Source organism: Flavobacterium sp. CG_9.10 (assembly GCF_015752245.1).
In the GTDB taxonomy this organism is placed as follows: domain Bacteria; phylum Bacteroidota; class Bacteroidia; order Flavobacteriales; family Flavobacteriaceae; genus Flavobacterium.
In genome coordinates this window covers 25567-43631 of sequence record NZ_JADOVD010000008.1, presented here as the reverse complement: position 1 = coordinate 43631, position 18065 = coordinate 25567, and the positions used below count along the sequence as shown (strand labels likewise).

Below are 18065 nucleotides of genomic sequence, written 5' to 3'. Positions count from 1 at the left end.
CATAACCAAAAAGGGAAACATGAGTTCATGTTTCCCTTTTTTTATTTCCCGTTAAATGCCGTCATGGTATTTTCTAATCCGGCAGTCCCGAAAGATTTTATAATCTCCGAAGCTACTTCCAGTCTTTCCGGAAGTGCAGTTTTTTCAGCATCATCCCACTCTCCAAGTACGTAATCGATTTGTTTTCCTTTTTTGAATTCGTCGCTAATTCCAAAACGAAATCGAGCATAGTTTTGAGTATTTAAAACCAAATTGATATTTTTGAGTCCGTTGTGACCGCCGTCGCTTCCTTTAGATCTAATGCGAATACTTCCAAAAGAAAGATTCAAATCATCGGCAATGATTAAGATGTTTTCCAGCGGAATTTTCTCTTTCTCCATCCAATATTGTACCGCTTTACCGCTCAAATTCATATAAGTGTTGGGTTTGAGAAGTAGAAGTGTTCTGCCTTTAAACTTATATTCGGCAAGGGAACCCAGTTTTACGGTTTCGAAAGTGACTCCTTCCTTTCGGGCTAGGAAATCGACTACTTTAAACCCGATGTTGTGTCGGGTGTTTACATATTCGGCACCAATGTTGCCGAGTCCAACTATTAAAAATTTATTACTCACGTTTTTTATATTGTTTTTTTGGTGTTCGTGAACCTCCGGTTTCATATAATCTGTATTGTCTTCTATTTTCTTTGATGAAAACAGGTTGTATATCCATTTTATCATGCTGCAAAAGTAAACTTAATTAGATAATTAGTCAATTAGATAATTTGGTATTAGTGAAATATTTTATGTTTTTGCCTAAAATGTATTTCTTCCTTGTTTTTCATAAAAGGTTTTGGTTTTTTAATCTTTGTCAAAGTTCGAAACTTTGACAAAGATGCCTTTTTTTGTGTCGCTACGATATTTGAAATTGTCTTGACCAAACTAAATGTTCTAAACTAGCCGCGATTGAAATGGAAATCCTTTTTATCTCGTTGTCAAAACGAGATGAAAAGATTGCAATGGAAAGCGGGACAACTGCTGTGGTAAAACGAGGGTTTGTGCTCCTAATTATTAAGGATGGGAAATAAATTCAAGAATGCGAAACGAGTTCAAGAATGGGGAAAAATCCCGATTGCTTTCGGGACAGATTAAATAAAAAAAGCACCAGTTTTACAACTGATGCTTTTAAATTTGATGGAAAAAAGATTATTTTTTCTTTCCTTTTACTGGAGCTTTCGCTGCTTTGGCTGCTTCTTGAGCTGCTTTCATAGCGGCACGAGAGATTCTTACTTGAGCAACAACAGTGTTGTCAGGGTGAATCAATTTGTAATTGTCGTTTGCTAATTTAGTAACGTACAATTTGTTCCCCATTTCAAGTGGAGTAATGTCAGCTTCAATAAAATCTGGAAGATTTTTTGGTAAAGCTTTTACTTTAAGTTTACGAGTGTTCAAACGTAAAACACCACCTGCAAGAACACCTTTAGAGGTTCCAACAACTTTAACAGGAACTTCCATAGTGATTTCTTTGTCATCAAATAATTGAAAGAAGTCAATGTGTAAAATCTTGTCAGACACCGGGTGAACCTGGATGTCTTGTAAAATTGCGTTAAATGATTTTCCTTTTCCAAGATCGATCTCAACTGTGTGAGCGTTTGGAGTGTAAACCAAGTTTTTGAAAGCCATAACTTCTGCTGAGAAATGAACTGCCTGATTTCCTCCGTATAATACGCAAGGAACCAATCCAGCATTACGTAGGGCTTTAGTCGCAACTTTACCCACGCTTTCTCTTTCTGATCCTTTAATTGTAATCGATTTCATTGTAAAAAAAATATAGTTATTAAATAATATTACTTGTTAATTGCTTTAAGCGTTAGGACATGAAGGCTTTCGACTTTATGACTTACAACTTTAAGACTTGTGTATTACATTATAAACTTCCCACTAATGGAATTGTTGTGGTGTACCATGTGCATAACTTCTGCAAAAAGTGGTGCACAACTCAACACTCTTATTTTGTTTGATTCTTTCTTCAACGGAATAGAATCGGTAACTATTAATTCTAATAATTTAGAATTCTCTATTTTTTCGTAGGCATCTCCTGATAAAATAGCGTGGGTGCAAATTGCTCTTACGCTCAATGCTCCTTTTTCGATCATTAAATCAGCGGCTTTCGCCAAAGTTCCTCCGGTATCAATCATGTCATCTACTAATATCACGTTTTTACCTCTTACCTCACCAATCAATTCCATGGTGTCAATAATATTGGCTTCTTTTCTTTGTTTGTAACAAATAACCACATCAGATTCCAAAAATTTAGAATAGGCATACGCTCTTTTGGAACCACCCATATCTGGAGAAGCAATCGTTAAATTATCTAATCCTAAACTTTTTACATAAGGTAAAAAGATAGTCGATGCAAAAAGATGATCTACTGGTTTTTCAAAGAAGCCTTGAATTTGATCTGCGTGCAAATCCATTGTCATTACTCTAGTAGCTCCAGCAGCGTCCAATAAATTAGCTACTAATTTTGCTCCTATCGGCACTCTTGGCTTGTCTTTTCTATCTTGTCGCGCCCAACCAAAGTAAGGTATTACTGCAGTTATGTGTCGAGCCGAAGCGCGTTTTGCTGCATCAATCATAAGTAACAATTCCATCAAATTATCTGCGGTAGGAAAAGTTGAACAAACAATAAAAACCCGTAATCCTCTGATTGACTCTTCATAAGAAGGTTGAAATTCACCGTCGCTGTATTTCGACATGCTTATTTTCCCTAATGGAATTCCGTATTGTTCCGCTATTTTTTCAGCAAGATATACACTTTGTGAACAAGCAAAAATTTTAGCTTCTGGTTCTAGGTGTGACATTTAATTTGTTGTTTTGTAGTTAGTTGTGTGTTGTGTTTTTAACGAGGTGCAAATTTATAAAATTTATTCAACTCTGAAAGGAAAAAATTAAGTATTTTTAGTTGAACATTTAATATTATTTTTTACATTTGCACCGTGTTAAAGGAATTGATGGTTGATTTAAACACAATCACATCTTTTATTGCGTTGAAATAACTGTCGTTATTTCATGTCTGCTAAGCCCGGATGGCGGAATTGGTAGACGCGCTGGTCTCAAACACCTGTGGGAAACCGTGCCGGTTCGACTCCGGCTCCGGGTACAAAAACCGCTTCGAAAGAAGCGGTTTTTTTTGGTTTAACATAAATCGTATTGGTTGATTCTATTGCTTTAATAGCTATTAATTTCTTGATTTTAAAAAAGCAGAGCCACTAATTTTTATTAGTGGCTCTGCTTTTGTGGATTGTATTTATAAATGCGAATAACTTAAAGGTATGTTTTCTTTGCGTTTATTATTGGATATGTGTTAATCAACATTCGCAATGCTTTCTCGTTTCCAAGTTTTTACGGAAGCAATTTGGCTTTTGGAATAATCTACTTCGCTTAAATTGTTATCATTCCAAAAAAACCATTTCCCAGTTTTAATTCCTTTATCATAAAACCCCGATGATTTTTTACTTCCATCCTCATTGTAAGAAACCCAAAATCCTTCTAGTTTTCCGTTTTCAAAGAAACCTTCTTGTTGCATTTGACCATTTTCATAAAAATAAGTCGCTTTTACTTTTTTACCGAAAGGTTCAAGAACTGGTTTTGATTCTTGAGCAAATAGTATTCCTGTGAATAATATTGCAACTAAAATTACATAATTTTTCATATCGTTAGTTTTTAATGTTTTACATATTTATTCTTCAAAATTATAAAATATTTTACAATTACAACACATTTACATAACAATTTAATAACATTGAATAAAAACTTAACATTGGAAAGAAACGGAAACTATATATATGTACTAAATATTTACTATTCTCAATTCATTATTCATAATTAGTCTTAAATTTGCACCCGCCCCCAAAGGGCTAAATAATCTAAAATTTGGATCATGTATAGAAGTCATAACTGTGGCGAATTGAATGCCTCACATATTAATACAGAAGTTACACTTGCCGGTTGGGTTCAGAAATCTCGCGATAAGGGATTTATGAATTGGGTCGATTTACGTGATCGATATGGAATTACACAATTAATATTTGACGAAGGGCGTTCAAAAAAAGAAGTATTTGAATTAGCAAAAACTTTGGGTCGTGAATTCGTTATTCAGGTAAAAGGAACTGTTATTGAGCGTGAAGCCAAAAACAAAAACATGGCCACGGGTGATATCGAAATTTTAGTTACTGAATTGAATATTCTTAATGCATCGCTTACGCCTCCTTTTACAATTGAGGACGAGACCGATGGTGGTGAAGATATCAGAATGAAATACCGTTACCTTGACATTAGAAGAAATCCTGTAAAAAACAGTTTGCTTTTTCGTCACAAAGTAGCTATGGAAGTTAGAAAATATCTTTCGGATTTAGATTTTTGTGAAGTGGAAACGCCTTACTTGATAAAATCTACTCCGGAAGGAGCCAGAGATTTTGTTGTTCCTTCTCGAATGAATGAAGGACAGTTTTATGCTTTACCGCAATCACCACAAACTTTCAAACAATTATTGATGGTAGGTGGAATGGATAAATATTTCCAAATCGTGAAATGTTTCCGTGATGAAGATTTACGTGCAGACAGACAGCCTGAATTCACACAAATCGATTGTGAAATGGCTTTCGTGGAACAAGAAGATATATTAAATATTTTTGAAGGCTTGACAAGACATTTACTAAAAGAAATAAAAGGTATCGAATTAGATAAATTCCCAAGAATGACCTATGAGCATGCGATGAAAACATACGGTAATGACAAACCAGATATTCGTTTCGGAATGGAATTCGGAGAGTTGAATGAAGTAGCAAAAAGCAAAGATTTCCCTGTATTTAATGCGGCTGAATTAGTGGTGGGAATTGCTGTTCCAGGAGTTGGTAACTACACTCGTAAAGAAATAGATGGATTAATTGACTGGGTTAAGCGTCCTCAAGTGGGTGCATCAGGAATGGTGTACGTGAAATGTAATGAAGACGGGACCTATAAATCATCCGTAGATAAATTTTACGACCAGGCTGATTTAAGCAATTGGGCAAAAACAACTGGAGCTTTGCCGGGAGATATGATTTTTGTTCTTTCGGGACCGGCTGACAAAACCCGTTCTCAGTTAAGTGCTTTGCGTATGGAAGTGGCGACACGATTAGGTTTGAGAAAACCAACGGAATTTGCACCACTTTGGGTTGTTGATTTTCCGTTATTGGAATTTGATGAAGAAAGTGGTCGTTATCATGCGATGCATCATCCTTTTACTTCTCCAAAACCAGAAGACATGCATTTATTGGAGACTGATCCAGGAAAAGTTCGGGCCAATGCCTACGATATGGTTTTGAATGGTAATGAAATTGGTGGTGGTTCTATTCGTATTCACGATAAAGCAACACAACAATTGATGTTTAAATATTTAGGTTTCACCGAAGAGGGAGCTAAAGCACAATTTGGATTCCTGATGGATGCTTTCCAGTTTGGTGCGCCACCACATGGAGGATTAGCTTTTGGATTGGATAGATTGGTAGCTATTCTTGGGGGACAAGAGACTATTCGTGATTTTATTGCTTTTCCAAAAAATAATTCCGGAAGAGATGTAATGATTGACGCGCCATCAATAATTGATGAATCACAATTAAATGAGCTGCATATTAAATTAGACATTCTGTAGTTTGTCGATAAAATTTGTTAGAAAACGTTGAATATCAATATTTTTACAAAAAAAAAATAGAATAGTATCTTTCGTATTACATTAAAGATTACATTTGCTCCATTATAAATTATTATTACTATTACAATGCGTACAGGTACAGTTAAATTTTTCAATGAATCTAAAGGTTACGGATTCATTACAGACGAAGAAACAGGAAAAGACATTTTTGTTCATGCATCAGGAATCAACGCGGAAGAATTGCGCGAAGGTGACAGAGTTAGCTATGAAGAAGAAGAAGGAAGAAAAGGAAAAGTTGCTGCGAAAGTAGCAGTTATCTAAGCAGAAAAATTTATTTTTTTGTTAAGAATGTTTAAAACGTTTCGATTTATTTCGAAACGTTTTTTTTATTTTTACTAGTTTGGGAAGTAGCTGAGGAGAATTTAACAACAAATTGCCTTATTTATAATCAATAAAAATTAGTTAACAATTGTATTTTCGTTTAAACTAAAAATTGTTTTAAACTTGTGTTTTAAATACTTGAAACCTATCTTTGTGGCTTATTCTCATTCATAAATATACGTAATATGCAATCCGATCAATTTAATTATATCCCAATTTTAATGCAGTTCATTTTGGCTGTGGGATTTGTAGTTGGTACAATTATAGTTTCTGGAAAATTAGGTCCTAAAAGATCGTCGGAAATCAAAGATAAAAACTTCGAATGCGGTATAGAATCTGTTGGAAACGCTAGAATTCCATTTTCAGTAAAATATTTTCTTGTAGCTATATTATTTGTTTTGTTCGATGTTGAGGTAATCTTTCTTTATCCTTGGGCAATCAATTTCAAGGAGTTAGGAATGGAAGGAATGGTTAAGATGGTGATTTTTATGCTATTGCTTTTGGTAGGTTTTTTCTACATTATCAAAAAGAAAGCCTTAGAGTGGGAATAAAAGGATTTACGATTTGAGATTTATGATTTACGATTTCTCAAATTGATAAATATTGATTTTTAAAATTGAATTAATTTTTTAGACTTTAAAAGTTTGAAATTCTAATTCTAAAATCTAAAATTAAAATGAGTGATTCAAATATAAAAATGGTTGAGCCGCCAGAAGGTGTTGTTGGGGAAGGTTTCTTCGCTACAAAACTGAATGATGTTGTGGGAATGGCTCGTGCTAATTCATTATGGCCATTGCCTTTTGCAACCTCTTGTTGTGGAATTGAATTTATGGCAACAATGGCTTCGCATTACGATTTGGCACGTTTTGGTTCTGAGCGAGTGAGTTTTTCTCCTCGTCAAGCGGATATGTTAATGGTAATGGGAACAATTTCGAAAAAAATGGCGCCAATTTTACGTCAGGTTTATGAGCAAATGTCAGAACCTCGCTGGGTTATCGCTGTTGGTGCTTGTGCTTGTTCAGGTGGTATTTTTGATACCTATTCTGTTTTACAAGGGATAGATAAAGTAATTCCGGTAGATGTTTATGTTCCTGGATGTCCTCCTAGACCAGAACAAATAGTTGATGGCGTTATGAAATTGCAAGAATTAGTAAGAAGCGAATCTGTGCGAAGAAGAAGTTCTCCTGAATATCAAGAATTATTAGCGTCTTATAATATCAAATAAATAATGGCTTTAGAAACGATACAAATTCAAGATAAACTAACGGAAACATTTGGAGAAAATGTTTCTCATTACAATCAAGAAAAAGACATTTTTTCATTTGAAGTGGCAGCTGATAACATCACTGCGGTAATTCTTTTTTTGAAAAACGATCCAGAATTGCGTTTTCATTTTTTAACTGATTTATGTGGTGTTCATTATCCAGATAATGAAGTAAATAGACAATTTGCGGTGGTTTATCATTTGCACAATTGGTATGAAAACAAACGTATAAAAATCAAAGCGTTTATTGATGGCGAAAAGCCTCAAATTAGAACCATATCTAATATTTTCTTAAGTTCGAATTGGATGGAAAGAGAAACATTTGATTTTTATGGTATAGATTTTATTGGACATCCACAATTGAAACGTATTTTGAATATGGATGAAATGATTTCTTTTCCAATGCGAAAAGAATTTCCAATGGAAGACAGCGGAAGAACGGATAAAGATGACCGTTTCTTTGGAAGAACGACCGACAATTATTAAATAAAAACTATTATAATTTTTCACATTAAATAAATGTCAGAACTATTATTACCACCAGAGCATCGATATGCTAAAAGAATTGCAGCCCAACTAAACGAAGACGGAAGCGAACTTTCGATTCTTAATTTAGGGCCTACGCATCCAGCGACACACGGTATTTTTCAAAATATTTTGTTGATGGATGGAGAAAGAATTCTGGAAGCGGAGCCGACCATTGGTTACATTCACAGAGCTTTCGAAAAAATCGCTGAAAATCGTCCTTTTTACCAAATCACACCTCTTACCGATAGAATGAACTATTGTTCCTCTCCTATAAACAATATGGGTTGGTGGATGACATTAGAAAAATTGTTAGATATTGAAGTTCCTAAAAGAGCGCAATATTTAAGAGTAATTGTAATGGAGTTGGCGAGAATCACAGATCATATCATCTGTAATTCCATTCTTGGTGTGGATACCGGAGCCTATACCGGATTTTTATATGTGTTCCAATTTAGAGAAAAAGTGTACGAGATCTACGAAGAAATTTGTGGAGCGCGTTTGACTACTAATATGGGAAGAATTGGTGGTTTCGAAAGAGATTGGTCACCTAAAGCATTTGAATTATTAAATACATTTTTAGCAGATTTTCCTGCTGCTTGGAAAGAATTTGAAAACTTATTCGAAAGAAATAGAATTTTTATTGATAGAACTGTAAATGTAGGTGCAATCACTGCTGAGCAAGCAATGGCTTACGGGTTTACAGGTCCAAATTTACGTGCTGCCGGTGTTGATTATGATGTTCGTGTTGCGCAACCGTATTCTTCTTACGAAGATTTTGACTTTATTATTCCTGTTGGAAAATCAGGCGATACGTACGACCGTTTTTGTGTTCGTAATGCCGAAGTTTGGGAGAGTTTGAGTATCATTCGTCAAGCATTGGAAAAAATGCCGGAAGGAAATGACTTTCATGCTGATGTTCCTGATTATTATCTTCCTCCAAAAGAAGATGTATATCACAATATGGAATCTTTAATTTATCATTTCAAAATTGTAATGGGAGAAGTTCCTGTTCCAGTTGCTGAAATATATCATCCTGTAGAAGGTGGAAACGGAGAATTAGGTTTCTATTTGGTAACTGATGGAAGTCGAACACCTTATAGATTGCATTTTCGTAGACCTTGTTTTATTTATTACCAAGCGTATCCAGAAATGATAAAAGGATCATTGCTCTCGGATGCGATTGTTATTTTATCAAGTTTAAATGTTATTGCCGGAGAATTGGACGCATAAAAATTAAGATTGCAGAATACAGATTTAAGAAGGCGGATTGAAAAATCCAAAATCCAAAATCTAAAATCTAAAATTAAAGAATGGAAAGAACCTATCACAAACAAGAAATAAATATAACCGAAGCATTGATGAGTCGCATCAATGAATTGATTAGTCATTATCCTGAAGATAAAAGAAAATCGGCTTTGTTGCCTGTTTTACATGAAGTTCAAGATGCTCACGAGAATTGGTTGAGTATCGAATTGATGGATAAAGTAGCCGAAATTATTCAAATTAAGCCAATCGAGGTATATGAAGTTGTTTCGTTTTACACGATGTACAACCAAAGACCAATTGGGAAATACATGTTCGAATTTTGCCAAACTTCTCCTTGTTGTTTGAATGGAGTGGAGGATTTAATGGATTATACCTGTGAAAAATTAGGTGTAAAAGTGGGTGAGCCTACTCCAGACGGTCTTTTTGAAGTGAGAGGTGTTGAATGTTTAGGAGCTTGTGGTTATGCTCCAATGATGCAATTAGGCGATTTTTACAAAGAGCATTTGACTGCAGCAAAAATCGACCAGCTAATTGAAGATTGCAAAAACGATACAATAATATTACACGATAAATAATATGTCACAAAAAATATTATTAGATAAAATAAATATTCCAGGAATTAAAACTTACGAAGTATACCGTCAAAACGGTGGTTATGCTTCAGTAGAAAAAGCCCTAAAAACATTAACACCGGACGAAGTGGTCGAAGAAGTAAAAACTTCAGGATTGCGTGGTCGTGGTGGTGCAGGTTTCCCTGCAGGAATGAAATGGAGTTTTATTGATAAAAAGTCAGGAAAACCGAGACATTTAGTTTGTAATGCAGATGAATCAGAACCAGGAACTTTCAAAGACCGGTATTTGATGGAATTTATTCCTCATTTATTGATCGAAGGAATGATTACTTCCAGTTATGCTTTGGGTGCAAACCTATCCTACATCTATATTCGTGGAGAATACATGTGGGTTTATAAAATATTAGAAAGAGCCATAAACGAAGCAAAAGCTGCTGGATTTTTAGGTAAAAATATATTGGGTTCAGGATATGATTTAGAACTTTATGTTCATTGTGGTGCCGGAGCTTACATTTGTGGTGAAGAAACAGCCTTGATTGAATCCTTGGAAGGAAAAAGAGGAAATCCTCGCATCAAACCACCATTTCCTGCTATTTCAGGGCTGTGGGCAAATCCAACGGTTGTAAATAATGTCGAAACAATTGCTGCTGTGCCTTGGATTGTAAATAATTCAGGTGCTGAATTTGCTAAAATTGGTATTGGACGTTCAACAGGAACCAAATTAATTTCGGCTTCAGGACATATTAAAAACCCTGGTGTTTATGAAATTGAATTGGGTTTAAGTGTTTACGAATTCATGAATTCTGATGAATATTTAGGAGGAATGAGTTCTGACAGACCTTTGAAAGCTTTTGTACCGGGAGGAAGTTCTGTTCCCGTTTTACCTGCGCATTTAATTTATAAAACGGCAAACGGTGAAGATCGTTTAATGTCCTACGAATCGTTAAGTGACGGTGGATTTGCAACTGGTTCTATGTTGGGATCAGGTGGATTTATCGTTTATAATGATACGTCTTGTATTGTTCGTAATACTTGGAATTTCTCTCGTTTTTACCACCATGAAAGCTGTGGACAATGTTCTCCATGTCGTGAAGGTACAGGCTGGATGGAAAAAGTATTGCACCGAATAGAAAATGGTCACGGTCGTGAAGAAGATATCGATTTGTTGTTGAGTATTCAAAGTAAAATTGAAGGAAATACAATTTGTCCATTAGGTGACGCGGCAGCTTGGCCAGTAGCAGCAGCAATTCGTCATTTTAGAGATGAGTTTGAATACCACATTCGTTTCCCGGAAAAAATAAAAAATAGAGATCATTTCGTTGCTGAACCTTTTGAAAAAGTAAAGCATTTGGTTTCTAAAGTAATCGTATAAAGTCAAGAATTTCAGAAAATGAAAGTAACAATAGACGGACAGTCAATAGAAGTAGAACCAGGAACAACAATCCTACAGGCAGCACGTATGATAGGTGGAGAAGTAGTTCCCCCTGCGATGTGCTATTATTCTAAACTAAAAGGAAGCGGTGGAAAATGCCGTTGTTGTTTAGTGGAAGTTGCAAAAGGAAGTGAAGCCGACCCAAGACCAATGCCAAAATTAATGGCATCGTGTGTAACCGGTTGTATGGACGGAATGGAAGTGAACAGCAAATCTTCGCCAAGGGTAACCGAAGCAAGAAAATCTGTAACAGAGTTTTTATTGATCAATCACCCATTAGATTGTCCTGTTTGTGACCAAGCTGGTGAATGTGATTTGCAAAATTTAAGCTTTGAACACGGGAAATCAGAAACTCGTTTTATAGAAGAAAAAAGAACATTTGAGCCTGAAAACATTGGTGATAACATTCAATTACACATGAATCGTTGTATCCTTTGCTATCGTTGCGTTATGGTTGCAGATCAATTGACTGACGATCGCGTGCACGGTGTAATGGATAGAGGAGATCATTCAAATATATCGACTTGTATTTCTAAGGCAATCGACAACGAGTTCTCTGGAAATATGATTGACGTATGCCCTGTAGGAGCATTGACGGATAAAACGTTTAGATTTAAATCTAGAGTTTGGTTCAGCAAGCCTTATAATGCACACAGAAATTGTCCTACTTGTTCTGGAAAAACTACAGTTTGGATGTTTGGTGATGAAATCCAGCGTGTTACCGGAAGAAAAGACGAATACCATGAAGTAGATGAATTTATTTGTAATGGATGTCGTTTTGATCACAAAGAAATTTCAGATTGGACCATTGAAGGACCGAGAGCATTCGAAAAAGATTCGGTTATCAACCAAAATAAATACAACAGAAAATTAGAGAAAGTTGAAATCGCTACCGAAGAACATATTCTTCTTGGTAGAGAGGAAGACCGTAAGAAAATTAGTATGGCCGAAATTCCATTGACCGAAGAAGATATTATAAATCAAAAAAGTTTGGGCAATAATGGATAGTACTATTATAATAGAGAAAAGCATCATTATTGTAGCAGTTTTTGCTTTGACAATGTTGATGGCAATGTATTCCACTTGGGCTGAACGAAAAGTTGCCGCTTGGCTTCAAGATCGTGTTGGTCCTAACAGAGCGGGTCCTTTTGGATTGTTTCAACCGCTTGCCGATGGTTTAAAATTATTCTCGAAAGAGGAATTTGAACCGAATACACCAAACAGATTTTTGTTTTTTGTAGGTCCGGCAATTGCAATGAGTACGGCATTAATGACTAGCGCCGTGATTCCTTGGGGAGACAGGTTACACTTGTTTGGAAGAGATATTTTATTGCAAGCTACCGACTTAAACATTGGATTGTTATACTTTTTTGGAGTTGTTTCAGTGGGTGTTTACGGAATCATGATTGGTGGTTGGGCATCAAATAATAAGTTCTCTTTGATGGGAGCGGTTCGTGCTGCTTCGCAAATGGTATCTTATGAAGTTGCCATGGGACTTTCGATGATTGCTTTGTTGATGATGACTGGAACTTTGAGTTTAAGAGAGATTTCAGCGCAACAATCAGGGATGAATTGGAATGTTTTTTATCAGCCTTTATCTTTTATTATCTTTTTAATTTGTGCTTTTGCAGAAACGAATAGAACTCCATTTGATTTAGCAGAATGCGAAAGTGAATTAATTGGAGGGTATCACACGGAATATTCATCGATGAAAATGGGATTCTATTTATTTGCTGAATATGCGAATATGTTTATCTCATCCACAATTTTAGCGGTTTTATTCTTTGGAGGGTATAATTATCCTGGAATGAGCTGGGTAGTTGAAAATTGGGGTGTGAATATTGCGAATGTTATGGGATTTGGTGCTTTGTTCATCAAATTATGCGGATTCATCTTTTTCTATATGTGGGTTCGTTGGACTATTCCAAGATTCAGATACGATCAATTGATGCATTTGGGTTGGAGAATATTAATTCCATTGTCAATCATTAATATCATAATTACCGGAATTGTAATTTTGCGAGCAGATATCGCTGCTTATTTAGGATTTTAATTAGTACCGAAAAAGCCCTAGCCCTGATAGCAGTGGAAATCCTTATATGTTTTTTCTTTAAAAACATATAAGATTGAAACGGATAGCAGGATTAAGCTTAAAATAAAAATAAAAAATGTCAATAGAAAGTATATCCTTATCGGGAAGAAAAAAGCAAGTCTCTAACAAGGAGATGACTTTTTGGGAAAGAATGTATCTTGTTGCGATTGTCAAAGGTTTGATAATTACGATTCAGCATTTATTCACCAGAAAAGTTACGATTCAATATCCAGAACAAGTGCGGGAGATGAGTCCTGTTTATCGCGGTCAACACCAGTTGAAACGGGATGAACAAGGTCGTGAAAACTGTACCGCCTGTGGTTTATGTGCCTTGTCTTGCCCTGCAGAAGCTATTACCATGACGGCTGAAGAACGCAGAGCAGATGAAAAACATTTATATAGAGAAGAAAAATATGCTTCGATATATGAGATTAATATGTTGCGTTGTATCTTCTGTGGATTGTGTGAAGAAGCGTGTCCGAAAGATGCGATTTATTTAACTACATCGAAAGTATTGGTTCCTTCCAGTTATGAAAGAGAAGATTTTATTTTTGGAAAAGATAAATTGGTCATGCCTTTAGATATCGCAATGAAAAATGCTCAATTAAAAAACGCTAATTAATGATACACATACCTGATTTTGCAAATGCAACAACGATACAAATTATATTTTGTGTTTTAGCATTTATAACATTAATAACGGCATTTTTGACCATTTTTAGTAAAAACCCAATCCATAGCGCCATTTATTTAGTGATTTGTTTTTTCTCGATTGCAGGTCATTATCTATTGTTGAATGCGCAATTCCTGGCAATAGTTCACATTATTGTTTACTCCGGTGCGATTATGATTCTGTTTTTATTCACCATTATGTTGATGAATTTAAATGAGCAAAAAGAAGTTCACAGACCTAGGATTACAAGACTGGGTGCCATTGTTTCTTTTTGTTTGATCTGTTTAGTTTTGATCACGATTTTTATCAACTCAAAACCTATTGTTGGTGAATACACTTCAACGGGCGAAGATTACCAATCTATAAAAGTATTGGGAAAAATACTCCTAAATGAATATATGGTTCCTTTTGAATTTGCTTCTATATTACTTTTGGTTGCTATGATTGGTACTGTTTTATTGTCTAAAAAAGAAAAATTAGAAAAGTAATATGAACAATATTTTAAACCAAATTGGTATTGAAAATTATATATTCCTTAGCGTAATACTTTTTTGTATTGGCGTTTTTGGAGTGTTATACAGACGAAATGCCATTATCGTATTTATGTCAATCGAAATAATGTTGAATGCAGTGAATCTTTTGTTCGTAGCATTTTCTACTTATCATCAAGATGCGCAAGGACAAGTTTTTGTGTTTTTCTCGATGGCAGTTGCCGCTGCTGAAGTTGCTGTTGGATTAGCCATATTAGTTTCAATATTTAGAAATTTAGGCTCAATTACTATCGATAATCTAAAAAACTTAAAAGGATAAATTTCAATGGATACCAATTTAGCTTTAGTCTTATTATTTGCTCCTTTTTTAGGATTTTTACTAAATGTTTTCTTCGGAAAGACTTTAGGAAAATCGCTGTCTGGAATTATTGGAACCCTTTCTGTTGCGGTTTCTTTTGTTGTAACACTTTATTTTTTCTTTCAAATAAACCAAACCAAACAGGCCATTAGTATTGATTTGTTTGATTGGATTCAAATCAGCAACTTCAAAGTAAGTTTCGGTTTTCTTTTAGATCAATTATCGATTTTATGGCTGCTATTTGTAACTGGGATTGGATCTTTGATTCACTTATATTCGATTAGCTATATGCATGATGATAAGAAAGTGCATTCCTTTTTTGCGTATTTGAATCTGTTTGTGTTTTTCATGATTACTTTGGTAATTGGAAGTAACTTACTAGTAATGTTCATTGGTTGGGAAGGCGTTGGACTTTGTTCGTATTTGTTAATTGGATTTTGGTATAAAAACCAAGAATTTAATGATGCAGCAAAGAAAGCATTCATCATGAACAGAATTGGTGATTTAGGATTGTTGATTGGGATTTTTATTTTGGGGATGTTATTCTCGACTTTAGATTTTGCTACATTAAAAACAGCGATTGCCGGTACAACTTCTTTAAATAATTATTGGATTGGATTAGCTGCTTTTGCTTTATTTATAGGAGCTTGTGGAAAATCAGCACAAATACCTTTGTACACTTGGTTACCGGACGCGATGGCGGGTCCAACACCTGTTTCGGCATTGATTCATGCTGCGACCATGGTTACCGCGGGTATATTTATGATTACGAGATTAAACTTTTTATACAGTCTTGATTTGCCAAGTATGCATTTGGTGAATACTATTATTGCCATTGTTGGAGCAGTTACCGCTTTGGTAGCCGCAACAATTGGATTGGTTCAAAATGACATTAAAAAAGTATTGGCTTATTCTACTGTTTCACAATTGGGATTAATGTTCTTGGCTTTAGGTTTGGGAGCATACGAAGTTGCCGTTTTCCATGTAATCACACACGCTTTCTTTAAAGCTTGTTTGTTCTTGGGTTCGGGATCTGTAATTCACGCTTTGGACGGAGAACAAGACATGCGAAAAATGGGAGGTTTGAAAAAAGCAATGCCAATTACTTTTTTCACGATGTTAATCGCTTCATTAGCTATTTCTGGAGTTCCATTGTTTTCTGGATTTTTCTCAAAAGATGAAATCTTGTTAGTGGCTTTCGAGCATACAATTCCGCTTTGGGTTGTTGCTTCTGTAGCTTCTATAATGACTGCTTTCTATATGTTCAGGTTAATGTTTTTAACTTTCTTCAATGACTTCAGAGGAACAGCCGAACAAAAACATCATTTGCATGAAAGCCCATCATTAATCACATTCCCTTTAATAGTTTTAGCTATTTTGGCAACTATTGGTGGTTTGATTAGTTTACCGGGGAACAGTTGGTTGAATGACTATTTAACTCCAATTTTACCGAGTTTAGCGAATGCAGAACATCATTTAGGTACTACTGAATATATCTTGATGGCAATTGCTGTTGTTGGCGGATTAGTGGGAATTGGTCTGGCTTATGCCAAATACATCAAGCAAAATACAGTTCAGAGTGAAGATGCTGCAATTACAGGCTTTTCTAAAGTACTTTACAACAAATATTATGTAGATGAAATCTACAATTACTTATTCGTAAAATCAGTGAATGAAATGTCCAAATTTTTCAGAGATGATGTTGAAACTGCATTGTCAGCTTTGGTTTTTGGATTTGGAAAAGTAACCAACGAAATAAGTTTTCAAGGGAAAAAAATACAAAATGGAAGTATTGGTCTTTACTTTTTAGCTTTCGTTTTAGGACTTTGTGCCATTGTTTCTTATTTATTTTTAGCTCAATAATCATATACTATGAATGTATCTCTAATATTAATTATACTTTTTGTTGGTGCCTTTGCCACGTTTCTCGCAGGTGATAAACTAGCTTCAAAAGTAGCGTTGTTCTTTGGCTTGGCTGCTGCAGGCTTTTCGATTGTTTTGTTGAATCATTATAATTTAGGTGAAAACATTAGTTTCGTTTGCCAATGGATTTCAAAACCTAATATTTCTGTTGCTTTAAAAGCAGACGGACTTTCTATGGCAATGCTTTTATTGACTACGGTATTGACTCCTGTCATCATTTTCTCTTCTTTTGGGAATGACTATAAAAATTCAAAATCATTTTATGCGTTAATCCTTTTCATGTCATTTGCTATGGCGGGAACCTTTTTAGCATCGGATGGTCTTTTATATTATATTTTCTGGGAATTATCTCTTATACCTATTTACTTCATTGCCTTAATTTGGGGAAATGGAGATGCGGAAGAACGTAAAAAAGCAGTTGTTAAATTCTTTATTTATACGCTTGCAGGTTCTTTATTTATGCTGGTCGCTTTTGTTTATTTGTATCAAAAAGCGGGAAGCTTTTTAATTGAAGATTTATATAAAGTAAATTTATCTGCAACTGAACAATTATGGATATTTTTGGCTTTCTTCTTGGCGTATGCCATCAAAATTCCATTAATTCCTTTCCATACTTGGCAGGCAAATGTGTATCAAAAAGCACCTACTGTTGGAACCATGCTTTTATCAGGTATCATGTTAAAAATGGGATTGTACAGCGTTATTCGTTGGCAATTACCGCTTGCTCCGCTTGCAGCAAAAGAATACAGGTGCATTTTTATTGCCATTGGAATAGCGGGAGTGATGTACGGTTCAATCGTAGCATTGAGACAAAAGGATTTAAAGAAATTATTAGCCTATTCTTCTCTTGCTCACGTAGGATTAATTGCTGCAGGAACGTATACATTAACATTAGACGGATTTCGTGGAGCTGTTTTACAAATGATTGCGCACGGTTTTGTGGTAGTCGGTTTGTTTTTTGTTGCTGAAATTATTTTCAGAAGATTTGAAACTAGAGTAATTGCTGAAATGGGAGGGATTCGTTCTCAGACACCAAAGTTCACTTCGATGTTTTTAATCTTGGTTTTGGCGTCGGTTGCGTTGCCATCTACTTTTAACTTTGTTGGAGAATTCACCGTTTTATATAGCCTTTCTCAAATCAATATTTGGTTTGCCATTTTAGGAGGAACTACAATAATTTTGGGAGCTTATTATATGTTGAAAATGTTTCAACATGTGATGTTAGGTGAAACTAATTCGAAAATATTCGCAGATGTAACCATCAACGAAGGAATAACTTTGGTAATTGTCATTACTGTTTTATTCTTTTTTGGAATGTATCCAAAACCAATTATAGATTTGATCACACCAAGTCTTCAAGAAATTTTAACTCAAATTAATCGTTAAAATAATTTAGGAATTACGATTTGTGAATT

General features: G+C 35.0%; 19 protein-coding genes and 1 tRNA gene. 16 read left to right on the top strand and 4 right to left on the bottom strand.

Translation table 11 applies throughout. The annotated features are described in order from the left end of the window. Positions 1 to 41 precede the first annotated feature (41 nt). The 3 genes from pth to IWX84_RS08405 form a co-directional block, all read right to left on the bottom strand. The gene (gene pth, locus IWX84_RS08415; protein WP_196850297.1) at positions 42 to 716 is read right to left on the bottom strand and encodes an aminoacyl-tRNA hydrolase; all 675 of its coding nucleotides are present in this window, start codon (positions 714 to 716) and stop codon (positions 42 to 44) included. A gap of 465 nt (positions 717 to 1181) precedes the next feature. Beyond that, positions 1182 to 1793, bottom strand: a complete 612-nt coding sequence (locus IWX84_RS08410) for a 50S ribosomal protein L25/general stress protein Ctc (RefSeq protein ID WP_196850296.1) — start codon at positions 1791 to 1793, stop codon at positions 1182 to 1184. Positions 1794 to 1897: 104 nt separating this feature from the next. Next, the gene (locus IWX84_RS08405; RefSeq protein WP_196850295.1) at positions 1898 to 2839 is read right to left on the bottom strand and encodes a ribose-phosphate pyrophosphokinase; all 942 of its coding nucleotides are present in this window, start codon (positions 2837 to 2839) and stop codon (positions 1898 to 1900) included. Between the two features lie 219 nt (positions 2840 to 3058). Here IWX84_RS08405 and IWX84_RS08400 point away from each other — a divergent pair. Then, positions 3059 to 3138 (top strand) — tRNA-Leu (locus tag IWX84_RS08400). Positions 3139 to 3342: 204 nt separating this feature from the next. On the opposite strand, the gene IWX84_RS08395 is transcribed toward IWX84_RS08400, so the two are convergent. Continuing rightward, positions 3343 to 3690: a toxin-antitoxin system YwqK family antitoxin gene (locus IWX84_RS08395; RefSeq protein ID WP_196850294.1), complete on the bottom strand. Its 348-nt coding sequence runs from the start codon at positions 3688 to 3690 to the stop codon at positions 3343 to 3345. Positions 3691 to 3918: 228 nt separating this feature from the next. On the opposite strand from IWX84_RS08395, the gene aspS reads away from it, so the two are divergent. From aspS to IWX84_RS08320, 15 genes are all read left to right on the top strand, one after another. Continuing rightward, positions 3919 to 5670 carry an aspartate--tRNA ligase gene (gene aspS, locus IWX84_RS08390; RefSeq protein WP_196850293.1) on the top strand — a complete coding sequence of 584 codons (1752 nt, stop codon included), beginning with the start codon at positions 3919 to 3921 and terminating at the stop codon, positions 5668 to 5670. A 126-nt stretch (positions 5671 to 5796) separates the two neighbouring features. Beyond that, positions 5797 to 5991, top strand: coding sequence for a cold-shock protein (locus tag IWX84_RS08385; RefSeq protein ID WP_007137066.1), 195 nt, complete (start codon positions 5797 to 5799; stop codon positions 5989 to 5991). A gap of 245 nt (positions 5992 to 6236) precedes the next feature. Then, positions 6237 to 6602: an NADH-quinone oxidoreductase subunit A gene (locus IWX84_RS08380; protein ID WP_196850292.1), complete on the top strand. Its 366-nt coding sequence runs from the start codon at positions 6237 to 6239 to the stop codon at positions 6600 to 6602. Between the two features lie 125 nt (positions 6603 to 6727). After that, a complete protein-coding gene (locus IWX84_RS08375) occupies positions 6728 to 7276 on the top strand; it encodes an NADH-quinone oxidoreductase subunit B (RefSeq protein ID WP_196850291.1) in 549 nt (182 codons plus the stop codon). 3 nt (positions 7277 to 7279) lie between these two features. After that, positions 7280 to 7801, top strand: a complete 522-nt coding sequence (locus IWX84_RS08370; protein WP_196850290.1) for an NADH-quinone oxidoreductase subunit C — start codon at positions 7280 to 7282, stop codon at positions 7799 to 7801. Between the two features lie 33 nt (positions 7802 to 7834). Continuing rightward, positions 7835 to 9073: an NADH-quinone oxidoreductase subunit D gene (locus tag IWX84_RS08365; protein ID WP_196850289.1), complete on the top strand. Its 1239-nt coding sequence runs from the start codon at positions 7835 to 7837 to the stop codon at positions 9071 to 9073. 80 nt (positions 9074 to 9153) lie between these two features. Then, a complete protein-coding gene (locus IWX84_RS08360) occupies positions 9154 to 9684 on the top strand; it encodes a complex I 24 kDa subunit family protein (RefSeq protein WP_196850288.1) in 531 nt (176 codons plus the stop codon). A 1-nt stretch (position 9685) separates the two neighbouring features. Beyond that, positions 9686 to 11053, top strand: a complete 1368-nt coding sequence (gene nuoF, locus IWX84_RS08355; protein WP_196850287.1) for an NADH-quinone oxidoreductase subunit NuoF — start codon at positions 9686 to 9688, stop codon at positions 11051 to 11053. 18 nt (positions 11054 to 11071) lie between these two features. Next, positions 11072 to 12121, top strand: a complete 1050-nt coding sequence (locus IWX84_RS08350) for a 2Fe-2S iron-sulfur cluster-binding protein (protein ID WP_196850286.1) — start codon at positions 11072 to 11074, stop codon at positions 12119 to 12121. After that, the gene (gene nuoH / locus IWX84_RS08345; RefSeq protein WP_196850285.1) at positions 12114 to 13166 is read left to right on the top strand and encodes an NADH-quinone oxidoreductase subunit NuoH; all 1053 of its coding nucleotides are present in this window, start codon (positions 12114 to 12116) and stop codon (positions 13164 to 13166) included. Before IWX84_RS08350 ends, nuoH begins: the two co-directional genes overlap by 8 nt. 115 nt (positions 13167 to 13281) lie before the next feature. Further along, a complete protein-coding gene (locus tag IWX84_RS08340; protein ID WP_196850284.1) occupies positions 13282 to 13827 on the top strand; it encodes a NuoI/complex I 23 kDa subunit family protein in 546 nt (181 codons plus the stop codon). Continuing rightward, positions 13827 to 14366, top strand: coding sequence for an NADH-quinone oxidoreductase subunit J (locus IWX84_RS08335; protein WP_196850283.1), 540 nt, complete (start codon positions 13827 to 13829; stop codon positions 14364 to 14366). Before IWX84_RS08340 ends, IWX84_RS08335 begins: the two co-directional genes overlap by 1 nt. 1 nt (position 14367) lies before the next feature. Next, positions 14368 to 14688: an NADH-quinone oxidoreductase subunit NuoK gene (gene nuoK / locus IWX84_RS08330; protein ID WP_073205053.1), complete on the top strand. Its 321-nt coding sequence runs from the start codon at positions 14368 to 14370 to the stop codon at positions 14686 to 14688. Between the two features lie 6 nt (positions 14689 to 14694). Next, positions 14695 to 16590 carry an NADH-quinone oxidoreductase subunit L gene (nuoL, locus tag IWX84_RS08325; protein WP_196850282.1) on the top strand — a complete coding sequence of 632 codons (1896 nt, stop codon included), beginning with the start codon at positions 14695 to 14697 and terminating at the stop codon, positions 16588 to 16590. A gap of 9 nt (positions 16591 to 16599) precedes the next feature. Further along, on the top strand, positions 16600 to 18036 hold the full coding sequence (locus IWX84_RS08320; RefSeq protein WP_196850281.1) for a NuoM family protein: 1437 nt from the start codon (positions 16600 to 16602) through the stop codon (positions 18034 to 18036). Positions 18037 to 18065 lie beyond the last annotated feature (29 nt).